Genomic DNA, 12,512 nt, shown 5'->3' with positions numbered 1-12,512 from the left:
CTCTCCGAATTATAAATAGTCGTAAATGTGAAAAAAACGATAAGCCGTTCTGTCGGTCCAGGCATAGGAATCCCGGTAGTCCCAATAGCGGTGGCGGCTGGGAACTGTATGCGCGTTGACAAGCGGCATGCCCCCCGCGTCAAACGCCGTAACGACCGTGCTGTGCTGATAGCGGCCGTCTCCATCCCAGTCATATTGAATGACGTCTCCAAGCATCAGCTGCTCGGGACGTTCCATAATTTGAGCGCGCAAGCCCGAGCTGCGCTCCCCGTCCAGGTAGCGGCGGAGACTGTCCGAGACCGCCCAGCTGTAGCTCCACCCTTCCTGCCCGCCAACATAGCCTTTGTACCACCAGCCCGTTTCTCTTTTACCAGTATAGTTGATCGGTGCTCCCCCTGCAAAGAGACATTGGGACACATAATTGGTGCAATCCACGGCGAACGTTTCAAATTCAGGGTTATGCTCGTTCCACCACCGGTCCGCGTAGGCCGCTGCGTCTTCCCGTCGGTAACGGACATCGCGCGCGGAAGCGGAGAGCACCCTGCGGCTCAGCAGCGGACTCGGGAGAGACGGCTGGCCGAACGCCTCGTCAAGGCCGTGGATCTCTACGTGAGAGGCTCCAGCCCGGCTTTTCCGGGAACCCTGCTCCGGAATGTCACGCTCCACACCAGCCACGGTCCACCCGGCTTCCCCTTTTGCGTTCGCAAAGGTCAGACGCTCCCGCTCCACTTTGTCTTCGCGGTGCGTGATCCCGCCTTTTTCATAGTAAAATGCGCTGTGCAGGGCGACCTCAGCTATCACGTCCCCAGCATCCCGCTGCGCCGTCCGCAGCACCTTGACCCCCGTCTCGCAGCGCCGGGGCGTAATCCCTCTGTCCTTGTACCATTTCGCAATGCGCCCGCCGCGCTCGTGCTCCCCAAGCCTGTGACCCAATTCGCTCAAGGACCCGGTGAATGTTTCCGCTTCGGGCACCACCCGGCTTTTGTTGCATTGATCAACATATATATACAGACTTTTCTTCCATTTCTGATCCATTGCCCATTTTCGCCCCTTTCCGCACAGATACCAAATTTCACCGCACTTACGCTTTACCTGCAAGAGACTCCGAAAAGAGTTCCGAAGCCGGAGGCTTCGCCAGGGCAGTATGTTGCCGTACTATATATATGAGGCAGAACGGGCGGCTATACGGACAATAACCCCACAAAGTGCAGTCTTGGCGGGAGCCTCGCATAGGTGCTTTGCAGGCGTCCCTGATGTTTAAACTATCAATAACAAACGATAGCGCCGTCCTTCAGGGGCGTCATCCGTTTGTTTACAGCAGGAATATTAGGCCGATAATAGGCGGGAAGCTTATCATTCTTAAATTTGAGCGAACCAGAGAACCCGGGCCGAAGGGATGCGGATTTTTCGAATAAAATGAAGGAAAAAACTTTACTCCCCCTCCTGTAACCGTTATACTAAAAGACAGAATGAATATGAAATGGAGTTTCAACAGATGAAACAAGGAGGCAAATTCATGCCAAGCAAGGATTCTTTCAATCTGGCTCGCTCGTTCACGTCGGGCGGCAAAACGTACAGCTATTATGATCTTCAAGCCCTTGAACAGCAGGGCCACGGCAATATCTCCTCCCTTCCTTTTTCCATTAAAGTGCTGCTTGAGGCGGCCGTCCGCCAGTTCGACGGAAGAGCCATTACAGAAGAGCATGTCAAACAGCTCGCCGGCTGGGCGGGCGACATCGACCGCGGGAAGGAAATCCCTTTCATTCCGGCGCGGATCGTGCTGCAGGATTTCACCGGCGTACCGGTGGTAGTAGACCTCGCGGCCATGCGCGACACCGTGCAAAAAGCCGGCGGCGATCCGAAGCAGATCAACCCGCTCGTGCCGGTCGACCTTGTAATTGACCATTCCGTTATGGTCGACGCCTTCGGCACCAAGGATGCGCTTGAATACAATATGAACGTTGAATTCGAACGCAATGAGGAACGCTACCGGTTCCTGCGCTGGGCGCAGACGGCATTCAACAATTTCCGCGCGGTTCCCCCGGCAACCGGCATCGTGCATCAGGTCAACCTGGAGTATCTGGCTTCGGTTGCGACCACGAAGACGGTGGACGGCGAAACGACCGTGTATCCGGACTCGCTGGTAGGCACCGACTCCCACACGACAATGATTAACGGTCTTGGCGTGGTGGGCTGGGGCGTCGGCGGCATTGAAGCGGAAGCCGGGATGCTGGGGCAGCCGCTCTATTTTGTGACCCCTGACGTTATCGGCTTCAAGCTGACGGGCAGCCTGGTGGAAGGCGCTACGGCAACCGATTTAGCGTTGACCGTTACCCAATTGCTGCGCAAAAAAGGCGTGGTCGGCAAATTCGTCGAATTCTACGGACCTGGCCTTGCGAATATAAGCCTTGCTGACCGGGCGACGGTCGCCAATATGGCGCCTGAATACGGCGCGACGATCGGCTTCTTCCCGGTGGACGATGAGACGCTCTTCTATCTGCGCAGCACGGGCCGTCCCGATGAGCTGGTGGATCTGGTTGAGACGTATTACAAAGCCCAAGGCATGTTCCGCACGGCGGAAACGCCGGACCCGGTATTCAGCGATACAATCGAGCTTGATCTCGCCTCGGTCGTGCCGAGCTTGGCTGGGCCGAAGCGTCCGCAGGACCGGATCGAGCTTACTCATATGAAAGAGAACTTTGAAGGCATTATCCGTACTCCTGTCGACAAGGGAGGCTACGGCCTGAGCGATGAGAAAATTGCGCAAAAGGTCGAGCTCCTCCACAAAGACGGAAGCAAAAGCGAGCTGAGCACCGGCGCCGTCGTTATCGCGGCGATCACAAGCTGTACGAACACCTCCAATCCGAGCGTTATGCTTGGCGCGGGCCTGCTCGCGAAGAAGGCTGTCGAACGCGGCTTGACCAAGCCGGGCTATGTCAAGAGCAGCCTGACGCCGGGTTCGCTGGTCGTCACGGAATATCTGGAGAAGGCGGACCTGCTGAAGCCGCTGGAAGCGCTCGGCTTCTACGTTGCCGGCTACGGCTGCGCCACCTGTATCGGCAACTCCGGCCCGCTGCCGGATGAAGTCGCCCAGGCGGTTGCGGTGAACGACATGACGGTGGCTTCCGTCATTTCGGGCAACCGGAACTTTGAAGGACGCGTGCACGCCCAGGTCAAGGCGAACTACCTCGCTTCCCCGCCGCTCGTTGTGGCCTATGCGCTCGCAGGCACGGTCAATATCGACCTGCAGAACGATCCGCTCGGTTACGACACGCTCGGAGAGCCGGTATACCTGAAAGATATCTGGCCGACCAGCGCCGAGATCCGCGAAGCGATTCAGTTGTCGGTCAGCCCGGAAATGTTCCGCAGCAAATACGAGAACGTCTTTACGGCCAACGAGCGCTGGAACGCGATTCCCGTGCCGGAAGGCGAATTGTATGAATGGGACGAGAATTCGACGTATATCCAGAACCCGCCGTTCTTCGAGCATCTGGCCGACGGACTTGGCGACATCGAGGACATCAACGGTGCGCGCGTACTCGCCTTGCTGGGCGATTCCGTAACGACCGACCATATCTCGCCTGCCGGCAATATCACGACGTCCGGTCCTGCGGGCAAGTACCTGAGCGAGCACGACGTTGAGCGCAAGGACTTCAACTCCTACGGCTCTCGCCGCGGCAACCATGAAGTCATGATGCGCGGAACGTTCGCCAATATCCGGATTCGCAACGCAGTCGCTCCAGGCACAGAAGGCGGAGTCACCACCTTCCTGCCGACGAACGAAGTAATGCCGATCTATGACGCTTCCATGCGCTATCAGGCTGACGGACAGAACCTCGTTGTTATCGCCGGCAAGGAATACGGTACGGGCAGCTCGCGCGACTGGGCGGCCAAGGGCACGTTCCTGCTGGGCGTCAAAGCTGTCATCGCCGAGAGCTTCGAGCGGATTCACCGCAGCAATCTCGTCGGCATGGGCGTGCTGCCGCTGCAGTTCCAGGAAGGCCACGGCTGGAGCAGCCTGGGGCTGACAGGCCGCGAGACCTTCGATATTACCGGACTCAGCAATGAGGTGCAGCCTGGACAAGAGCTGACAGTTACCGCCACCCGCGAGGACGGCACGAAGTTCGACTTCCCGGCAATCGCCCGGCTCGACAGCATGGTCGATGTTGATTACTACCGCAACGGCGGCATCCTGCAAACGGTGCTGCGCCAGATGCTGGCGGATGCGTCTCCTGCTGCCGCGACGGCGGAGTAAGCGGACCCGTTCGGCTGGGGCAGCACAGAGACTGTAGCCCAGCCTCCCGGCCAACTCGCCGGATTCGCAAATTCAACCAAAACGCCCCGTCTTCCACCACTTAGGTGTAAAGACGGGGCGTTTTTTCTATGGCCGCTTGAGCCTGGAGAAGACAAACTTATAGCAGACAACTTGTTAATGAACCGGATAAGCAGCTATGGAAGCTTTACCCGAATGATATTCAAGAAAATATGCCGTTTCAGAAGAAAGATCATAGCAGTTACTAACACTTGAATCATATCCTCGAAGCTGCCCGCCTTCCTGAATTCAGCTCACCATAAGCCCCATTTCCGCCGCCGCTTCCTTCAGCACGCCCGCGTATTCGACCAGCGTCTCGCGGGAAAGCCTGCTGACCGGTCCGGACAGCGACAAGGCGGCGGCTACCTCGCCGCTCCGTCCGATGACGGGTACGGCCACGGCGGCCGCGCCCGGCTCGCGTTCCTCAAAGCTGGTGGCATAGCCAGCCCGCAGAACTTCTTTCAATTGATCCGCATACCCTTGGCGGTCTATCGCCTGCGGCCAATCCTTGCCTTCCAGCAGCTCCCTTTGGACTTCCGGCGGAGCACAGGCGGCCAGCACCTTGCTGGAAGCTCCCACCGACAGCGGCAGCCTGGCGCCGATCTGCGCCACGCGCCGGATGGCCTGATTACTCTGTACCGCCTGTATGCGCACCCGTTCAAGTCCGTCCCTGAGATATAAGCTGACCGTCTCCCCAAGCCGGTCGCGCAAGCGTTCCATCGCCGGGAGCAGCAGCGCCCCCGGGTTCTCCGAAACTGGCAGGTGGGTCGACAACTCCCAGATCCGGATGCCGAGCCGGTATTTTTCCGTTGCCGGATTGCGGCTGATGAAGCCTCTATCCTCAAGCGTGGTCAGCAGCCGGTGCACCGTGCTTTTGTGCAGGCTGATGTTCGCGGCAATCTCGGTCAGGCTCAAATCGCTGTCTCTTGTAAAACACAGCAGAATATCAAGCGCACGCTCCACGGCGCGCACCGTCAGCTTACGGTCGTCGTCCACGGGTATCTCCCTTTCATGTTTCACCAAATGAAACACGGTTACAATATTTATAGTCATTTCTATCTTAGCAAAAGTCTGTGAAAAGTCCAGCATATTCGGCCTGCCGGCAGGTCGGCGCCTCATTTTTACAGTTGCATTACAAATGGGTTACATTCATTGACTTTGCATTAACAGAACCCTACGATTAGATTTAGGAGTGCAAACGAATCCACTCTTTCGAAGCGAGTTTTGCTGAAGAATTAACCGAAGCCCTTGCGCTCGCAAAACTTTTAGGAGGGGACCTTATGGATCTTGCATCATCACGCGCCGGCACGCCGGTCTCCCCAAGGCCGCTAGACCGTCCGTCCGATCACCCGCCGCAGCTGTCCCTGCGGATGATTCGCATAAAGCATGTGATTGTGGCGCTGCTGCTGTCCGTTTTCTTTTTTTTCGTATTCTGCTTCATCTCGCTGCACGCTTATATTACCTGGGTGCTGTCCAATCCGACGGTCGCTCCGGTGTTCTCCAATCCGCTTCTGGCCAAAGGTCTTAAGTACGAGGATGTGACCTTTCCGGCAAGCGATGGCGGCCGCAATATTCAAGGCTGGTATATCCCAGCTGAGAAATCAACCAAGACGATTGTGTTCAGCCACGGCTATGGCGCCAACCGCGAGGAATCCTGGGTTCCGATGTACGATCTGGCCCATTTTGCGCACCGTCTGAACTTCAATGTCATTATGTTCGATTACGGCTTCGCTTCCCAAAGCAACAAAGATGTCGCCACCGGCGGCAAAAAAGAATCGCGCGAACTGCTGGGGGCCATCCAGCTTGCCAAGCAGCGCGGAGCGAAGGAGATTGTCGTATGGGGCTTCTCCATGGGCGCAGGCACCGCCTTGCAGGCAGGGCTCGTTACCAAGGATGTGGATGCGATGATTCTGGACAGCACCTTCCTGCTGGAGCCGGATACGCTGTACCACAACATCAGGCAGAATATCAATCTTCCGCGCCACCCCTCCCTTGAAATTATGGAGCTGCTCTTCCCTGTTCTGAACGGCACCGGACTGAATCAGATTCCTTATGCCAAGGTGAAGGCGGAAGATTATCCTTTTCCGACTTTATTTATACATGGAACGCAGGATGAAAAAGCCCCTTATCCAATTGCCGAGTCGCTGGCCGCCAATCAAACCAATCCGTATTCCGATTCCTGGATTGTCGAAGACAGCCATCACGAGCTGCTGTTCCGTGAACACCCCCGCGAATATTTGCGCCGGGTTTCCGCCTTCTTAAGCAATGTTCCGCTGGCCAAAGCCGCGAAAGAGAAACAGCAGCCAACTAACGCCTCACATAGTACAACCTTCTCCGCTCATACCTTATAGGGAAAGACATATTATGGGAGGGCTGTACGTCATGCAGTATGTATATGGACCGCCGCCTGCGGTGGGGATATTGAATGAAATTGCATTCTGGAAAAAACAAGAAAAGGAGAATGCGGGACTCATCAAGCTCGCCGTTCCCGAACTGACAGAGCCTTATGTGAAGCTGATGGATGAATGGGACGCCGTCTTCTTTGCTACGGAGCAAAGCGCCCGGAGCCTGCTGGAGACGGCGCTTTCGCCTGCGTCGGCCGGGAGCGTCGACCCGGCCGAGATTAACAAGCTGGCGGCGGTTTCCTGCGAACAATCCCGGGAATTCATCCGTCAGCTGCATGCCGTTAAAGAGCAGATACCGGACCTCAGGGGAGGAGCGGCGGAGACCTTACTACCTCATGTTATCCGGGAGACAGAGTATTTTCTCGGCGTTCTTGGCGGGTTGGGCCATCCCGGTGCGAACTTCGGGGTCGCTCGGAGTAACACGGCCGATCAACCGGCCGATGCGCCGCCCGGGCCATCTGCCATCAGCGCGGCCGCGCAGGACCCGGCGCTTTCTATCGCCCACCGGGACCTGCCGTCCGTACCGATCGGAGGGCATAAGCTTCCCCCGCTGCCGTATCCCTATAACGCCCTTGAACCGTACATCGACGAGAAGACGATGCGGATTCATCACGATAAGCATCATCAAACCTATGTGGACGGCCTGAACAAAGCGGAGAAAAAGCTGGCTGATGCCCGAAAGAGCGGCGATTTCGATCTGGTCAAGCATTGGGAGCGGGAGCTTGCCTTTCACGGGGCCGGCCACTATCTGCACACGATATTCTGGGATGAAATGTCTCCGCAGGGCGGAGGCCGCCCGACCGGCGCTTTACTTGGAGCCATCGAGCGGGACTTCGGAAGCTATGACGCCTTCAAGAAGCAGTTCAGCGAAGCCGCCGACAAGGTGGAGGGCGGAGGCTGGGCTATTCTCGTCTGGAGTCCGCGCAGCCGCCGACTGGAGATCTTAACGGCGGAGAAGCACCAGAACTTGTCCCAGTGGGATGTCATACCGCTGCTTGCTCTGGATGTCTGGGAGCATGCCTACTACCTGAAGCATCAGAACAAGCGCGCCGATTATATTCAGGATTGGTGGAAGGTTGTTAACTGGCCTTATGTATCCGAAAGATATGCCGCGGCAAGCAAGCTCGCCTGGAAGCCTTACTAAAAAATAAACCGGCCCCCTGAATTCAACAGGGGGCCGGTTCGCTGCATACGTCCGTTATTCCTTAATTAACGACAAAAATTCCGCCCGGGCTGCAGGGTTCTTACGGAAAGTCCCTCTGACAGCCGAGGTAACCGTCTTGCTGCCCGGCTTCTTAACGCCCCGAGCGCACATGCACAGATGCTCGCCTTCAACGACCACCATGACGCCGTGCGGATGAAGCACTTCGGTCATGATATCGGCGATCTGCGAAGTGATGCGCTCCTGCACCTGCAGGCGGCGCGTTACGGCTTCCGTCAGCCGTGCCAGCTTGCTTAGCCCGGCAATGCGTCCACTCGGAATGTACCCGATATGCACCTTGCCGAAGAAAGGAGCCATATGGTGTTCGCACTGGCTGTAATAGACGATGTCCTTGACGATGACGAGCTCTTCGTGGGACTCGTCGAAGGTAACGCCAAGCGCCTCTTTCGGATCGACGGAGTATCCGGCGAATATCTCCTCGTACATCCGGGTTACCCGCGCAGGTGTCTCGAGCAGTCCTTCCCGTCCGGTATCCTCGCCGATGAGCTCCAATATTTTCTGGACATGATACTCTATCTTCTCACGGTTCGCCGTTACGCTTCCGTTCACATAATCTTTGACGCCGCCCATGAAACTTTCCTCCTTCATGCCGTCCCGCTAACACTCCGAGCGGCGGGCCGGTTACTTGCTCTTTCTTTTTTGTCCTTTGCCGCCGCCGGCAGGACGTCCCGGCACGTTCTGGTTCTTCATCATTTGCTGGGCGCGCTGCATTTGCTTACTGTTCAAATTATATCCCATCTGCTTGGCAACCTTTTGCAGCATTTCCGGATCGTTCTGCATGTTGGTCATTTGCTTGCGCAGATAATATACACCGATGAAGAAGCCGCCGATCAGCCCCACAACCAGTGTAATAATAGGAAGAGCGATATCCATTCAAAACCCACCTCTGAGTTGTATTGTAGCGCGCATCTTTAACGCGCGCGAATCTATCATAGCATTTCAAGAACTGGACAGCAATTGGAATATCCGCTCCTGTCAAACTCTTTATCATTCAGGCTCCATTGTCCCTGCCAGCTTGGCTTTCGACCTGAACAAACGTCTGACGACCTCTTCATCCCGCTCGCTCTCAAGCGCAAGTTCCACGGCCGCAAGAGCCGCTTCGCCGCCGATGACGCCAAGTGACCAGGCCGCCGCGCCGCGCAGCTCCGGACGCGGGTCACGGAGCAGCACTTCCGTCAGCTTCGGCACGGCGGAAGCATCCTTGAAATTACCGAGCGCGATGACTGCGTTGCGCTGGATCGGCTTCTTCCCCCTCCAGGCCGCAGCGCTGCTTCCGAACTTCTCCTTGAACTCCCTGTTGCTGAGGTCAAGAATCGGCAGAAGCAGCGGCTTCGCCTGCTCAGGATCGGGCAGAAGCTCAGGATGGTGATCCCAGTTCTTTCCCCGGTTGTAAGGACAGACAATTTGGCAGGTGTCGCAGCCGTACAGGCGGTTGCCGATTTTGGACATGTACGTTTCGTCCAGAAAGCCTTTGGTCTGCGTCAGATAAGAGACGCACGCCTGAGCGTTAAGCTCTCCGGGCCCAACCAGGGCGCCCGTCGGACAAGCGTCAATGCATTTCGTGCATGTGCCGCAGCCTTCCATCACAGGTGTATCGGGCGGAAAGGGGATGTCTGTGACCAATTCGCCCAGGTAGATCCACGAGCCCCATTTCGGTGAAATGACCGAGCAATTTTTGCCGCTGAAGCCAATCCCGGCCCGCTGAGCCACCGCCCGGTCAACCAGAACGCCGGTATCCACCATACTCTCCATCACCGCGTCCGGTACCCGCTGCCGGATAAAGGCTTCCAGTCGCTCCAGCGCCTCGCGCAGCACGAGATGATAGTCGCGGCCCCAAGCGGATCGCGCCAGAATGCCCCTGCGCTCGCCCGGCTCGGACTTTGGGGGATTGTCCATTTTCGACGGATAGGCCACAGCGATCGCAAGGATCGACATCGGCCGTCCTTCCCTCAGGGCGGGAATCGTCCGCTTGTCCAAATCGGGCTCCTCAAAGCCGGATTCATAGCCCTTGTCCCGGTGGTCCTGCAGCAGATTTTTCAAATAAAGAAACGGCTCCGCCGTCGCAAATCCGATATCATCGATACCCAGCGACTGCGCCGCCTCCTTGATTTCCTTCTTTAGTCTTTCCCACTTTGGGGACGGGGGCGCATAAGATGTATATTCCGTGGTACTCATTACCTCCGCCTCCTTTGTATTGGCATAAACCAAGACCTCATTATAACGCATTTAATTTCGACAGCGGCCACCAGATAAAGGCGGCTTTGCCAACGATAATCTCCAGGGGAATGGCTCCGATAAAGCGGCTGTCTTTGCTGGCACCGGCATGGCGATTGTCACCCATAACGAAATAAAATCCCCTGCCGACGGGAACCGGCGTGAAATCCGCATCTTCAATTGCCGCGTCCACATACGACTCCACAACCGGCTTGCCGTTTACGTACAGCTTGTGCTCCCGCACTTCGACAATATCTCCAGGTATGCCGACGACCCGTTTGACCAGATATTCTTTCCGTTCCGGCCCGGAACTCGGATCATGCAGCACGACAATATCGCCGCGCTTCGGGTCCGTGAACGCAAGTGTGATTTTATTAATAAACAGCCGTTCGCCTTCATACAGCGTAGGCTGCATTGAATGGCCCTTGACCATGGAAATATTGAACACGAACAGATTAAGCAGCGACATAACCGCGAATACTACAATCGCCATAATCATCCAGTCTCTGAATTCCGCGATCCATTTTTTTCTCCGGAGGGAGCGATATTTCTTCAGTCTGGAAGTCCGGTCGCTTCGTTTGCGGTAGGGCAAGCCTCCCTCTTCCAATTCCAGCTCCATAGTTCACCCCTGATCCGATAAATGAATGACATCATAACAATAGAAAAGCATATCTCCCGCCCGTTTGCAACGTTGGGGATGATATGCTAAGTAAGAAAAGGAGCCGTCTCCCGGCTCCGGTGATGCTGGTCTATATGGTTAATGTTTCCGCTTTCGCAATGCAGACTGACCCACTCTTTATTGTCCAACGATGCTCAGCTTTCGCACCGATTTAAAGATTTGGTTCTCGCCATACCCCATCGCTTCGTAAAGCGGGAGGGCGGCCGCATTATGCTCATCGCCGACAACGTAAATTCCGTTGACCTTGCGCGCCTGAAATCTGCTCTCCATAGCCGATACAAGACTTCTGCCGATTCCTCTGCGGCGATAATCGGGATGGATGGCAATGCGGAAATAGCAACCGTGATTTTTCTCAATTGTGCCAATCAGCGCTCCGACAATTTCTCCTTCCTCTTCCGCAACAACAATGAGATCGGAATCCCAAGAAAGCTGTCTGGAGAAAGGTTCGATGGTGTTTTCGAAACATTCTTCGGATAAGGCGGCTTGCAACAGCTCAGTCACTGGACTACAATCGCTTAATTGAAAGGAACGAACGTGCATTCTTTACAGTCTCCCTTTTCTATGGCTTTGGATTTTACAAAAAGAAGGAGTTCCCTTTATAATCCGGAGGGCGAAAAAAGCATCAAATAACGAGGAATACCCGCTTTTATCTCTATTAAAACACATATTTCGGGCGATATCATTACTTTTATAGTGAAAACGCTTAATATAAAGCGTATACATAGAGGTATATGCAAATTGTTCATCTTTTAGGAAATATTTAGTTTATAAGTTTCTTTTTTCAGGAAATATTAACGAAATTAACACCGAGTTTACATATAGTATGACCGTTATGAGTCGACGTTTACAGGCCGTTTCACTTTATAAACATTTTTGTTTGTTTAGTGTTGCATTCTCGTTTCAGATACGGTTTAATAATATGTATACAAATTCCATTACAAATCAGGAGGGATTTTTCCATGGCTTTTGAATTACCGGCACTCCCATATCCAAATGACGCACTCGAACCGCACATCGACGCGACGACGATGGAGATTCATCACGACAGACACCACAATACGTACGTGACCAACCTCAATGCCGCACTGGAAAAGGCACCCGAACTGCAAGGCAAAGGTCTTGAAGAGCTCATTTCCGATCTGAACGCGGTACCGGAAGCAATCCGCACAGCGGTCCGCAACAACGGCGGCGGGCATGCCAACCACTCCTTGTTCTGGGAAACGATCGGACCGAACGGCGGCGGCGCACCGACAGGCGCACTGGCCGAAGCGATCGACAGCGAACTGGGCGGCTTCGAGAAGTTCAAGGAAGACTTCGCTGCTGCAGCAACAACCCGATTCGGCAGCGGCTGGGCTTGGCTCTCGCTCAAGGACGGCAAACTGGCCGTAACCAGCACGCCCAACCAGGACAGCCCTATTATGGAAGGCGCGACTCCGCTGCTCGGACTTGACGTTTGGGAGCATGCTTACTACCTGAAATATCAAAACAAACGCCCCGATTACATCAAAGCGTTCTGGAACGTTGTTAACTGGGATGCCGTCGGCAAGCGCTACGAAAGCGCCAAGTAAACCGGCTGCGGCTTAGCCGCAGGTCGTGTGACGGCAGCAGCAAGTTGCCATTGCGCAGGCAGTTAGAACAACATTTAAAAAAGGGATTGCCTCGCGGAGGCAGTCCCTTTTT

Annotated in this window: 11 protein-coding genes; 4 read left to right on the top strand and 7 right to left on the bottom strand. The window is 55.4% G+C overall.

Annotated elements, in window-relative coordinates:
- Positions 1 to 9: 9 nt before the first annotated feature.
- Entirely contained in the window at positions 10 to 1,035 is a 1,026-nt protein-coding gene (locus PUR_RS03350; RefSeq protein WP_179034023.1) for an amidase domain-containing protein, read from the bottom strand.
- 481 nt (positions 1,036 to 1,516) lie between these two features.
- Here PUR_RS03350 and acnA point away from each other — a divergent pair, with 481 nt between their 5' ends.
- Positions 1,517 to 4,255, top strand: coding sequence for an aconitate hydratase AcnA (gene acnA, locus PUR_RS03345; protein ID WP_179034022.1), 2,739 nt, complete (start codon positions 1,517 to 1,519; stop codon positions 4,253 to 4,255).
- 306 nt (positions 4,256 to 4,561) lie between these two features.
- Here the strand turns inward: acnA and PUR_RS03340 are convergent, their stop codons facing one another.
- A complete protein-coding gene (locus tag PUR_RS03340; RefSeq protein ID WP_232101702.1) occupies positions 4,562 to 5,308 on the bottom strand; it encodes an IclR family transcriptional regulator in 747 nt (248 codons plus the stop codon).
- Between the two features lie 284 nt (positions 5,309 to 5,592).
- On the opposite strand from PUR_RS03340, the gene PUR_RS03335 reads away from it, so the two are divergent.
- Positions 5,593 to 6,663 carry an alpha/beta hydrolase gene (locus tag PUR_RS03335; RefSeq protein WP_179034020.1) on the top strand — a complete coding sequence of 357 codons (1,071 nt, stop codon included), beginning with the start codon at positions 5,593 to 5,595 and terminating at the stop codon, positions 6,661 to 6,663.
- A gap of 31 nt (positions 6,664 to 6,694) precedes the next feature.
- A complete protein-coding gene (locus tag PUR_RS03330) occupies positions 6,695 to 7,861 on the top strand; it encodes a Fe-Mn family superoxide dismutase (protein ID WP_179034019.1) in 1,167 nt (388 codons plus the stop codon).
- Between the two features lie 54 nt (positions 7,862 to 7,915).
- On the opposite strand, the gene folE is transcribed toward PUR_RS03330, so the two are convergent.
- From folE to PUR_RS03305, 5 genes are all read right to left on the bottom strand, one after another.
- Positions 7,916 to 8,509 carry a GTP cyclohydrolase I FolE gene (gene folE, locus PUR_RS03325; protein ID WP_179034018.1) on the bottom strand — a complete coding sequence of 198 codons (594 nt, stop codon included), beginning with the start codon at positions 8,507 to 8,509 and terminating at the stop codon, positions 7,916 to 7,918.
- Positions 8,510 to 8,560: 51 nt separating this feature from the next.
- A complete protein-coding gene (locus PUR_RS03320; RefSeq protein ID WP_179034017.1) occupies positions 8,561 to 8,812 on the bottom strand; it encodes a YneF family protein in 252 nt (83 codons plus the stop codon).
- A gap of 114 nt (positions 8,813 to 8,926) precedes the next feature.
- Positions 8,927 to 10,114 carry a tRNA epoxyqueuosine(34) reductase QueG gene (queG, locus tag PUR_RS03315; protein ID WP_179034016.1) on the bottom strand — a complete coding sequence of 396 codons (1,188 nt, stop codon included), beginning with the start codon at positions 10,112 to 10,114 and terminating at the stop codon, positions 8,927 to 8,929.
- A 40-nt stretch (positions 10,115 to 10,154) separates the two neighbouring features.
- The gene (lepB, locus tag PUR_RS03310; RefSeq protein WP_179034015.1) at positions 10,155 to 10,772 is read right to left on the bottom strand and encodes a signal peptidase I; all 618 of its coding nucleotides are present in this window, start codon (positions 10,770 to 10,772) and stop codon (positions 10,155 to 10,157) included.
- A gap of 177 nt (positions 10,773 to 10,949) precedes the next feature.
- The gene (locus PUR_RS03305; protein ID WP_124697403.1) at positions 10,950 to 11,372 is read right to left on the bottom strand and encodes a GNAT family N-acetyltransferase; all 423 of its coding nucleotides are present in this window, start codon (positions 11,370 to 11,372) and stop codon (positions 10,950 to 10,952) included.
- A 419-nt stretch (positions 11,373 to 11,791) separates the two neighbouring features.
- Between PUR_RS03305 and PUR_RS03300 the strand changes: the two genes are divergently transcribed.
- A complete protein-coding gene (locus tag PUR_RS03300) occupies positions 11,792 to 12,400 on the top strand; it encodes a superoxide dismutase (protein WP_179034014.1) in 609 nt (202 codons plus the stop codon).
- Positions 12,401 to 12,512 lie beyond the last annotated feature (112 nt).

The organism is Paenibacillus sp. URB8-2 (genome assembly GCF_013393385.1).
Lineage (GTDB): Bacteria > Bacillota > Bacilli > Paenibacillales > Paenibacillaceae > Paenibacillus_AQ.
This window is presented reverse-complemented; position numbering and strand designations above follow the sequence as displayed.

Excerpts from the sequence above, each read along its gene's own strand:
- queG (WP_179034016.1), bottom strand. The coding sequence starts at position 10,114 with ATGAGTACCACGGAATATACATCTTATGCGCCCCCGTCCCCAAAGTGG.
- acnA (WP_179034022.1), top strand. The coding sequence starts at position 1,517 with ATGCCAAGCAAGGATTCTTTCAATCTGGCTCGCTCGTTCACGTCGGGC.
- PUR_RS03330 (WP_179034019.1), top strand. The coding sequence starts at position 6,695 with ATGCAGTATGTATATGGACCGCCGCCTGCGGTGGGGATATTGAATGAA.
- PUR_RS03305 (WP_124697403.1), bottom strand. The coding sequence starts at position 11,372 with ATGCACGTTCGTTCCTTTCAATTAAGCGATTGTAGTCCAGTGACTGAG.
- PUR_RS03335 (WP_179034020.1), top strand. The coding sequence starts at position 5,593 with ATGGATCTTGCATCATCACGCGCCGGCACGCCGGTCTCCCCAAGGCCG.
- PUR_RS03300 (WP_179034014.1), top strand. The coding sequence starts at position 11,792 with ATGGCTTTTGAATTACCGGCACTCCCATATCCAAATGACGCACTCGAA.
- folE (WP_179034018.1), bottom strand. The coding sequence starts at position 8,509 with ATGGGCGGCGTCAAAGATTATGTGAACGGAAGCGTAACGGCGAACCGT.
- PUR_RS03350 (WP_179034023.1), bottom strand. The coding sequence starts at position 1,035 with ATGGATCAGAAATGGAAGAAAAGTCTGTATATATATGTTGATCAATGC.
- PUR_RS03320 (WP_179034017.1), bottom strand. The coding sequence starts at position 8,812 with ATGGATATCGCTCTTCCTATTATTACACTGGTTGTGGGGCTGATCGGC.
- lepB (WP_179034015.1), bottom strand. The coding sequence starts at position 10,772 with ATGGAGCTGGAATTGGAAGAGGGAGGCTTGCCCTACCGCAAACGAAGC.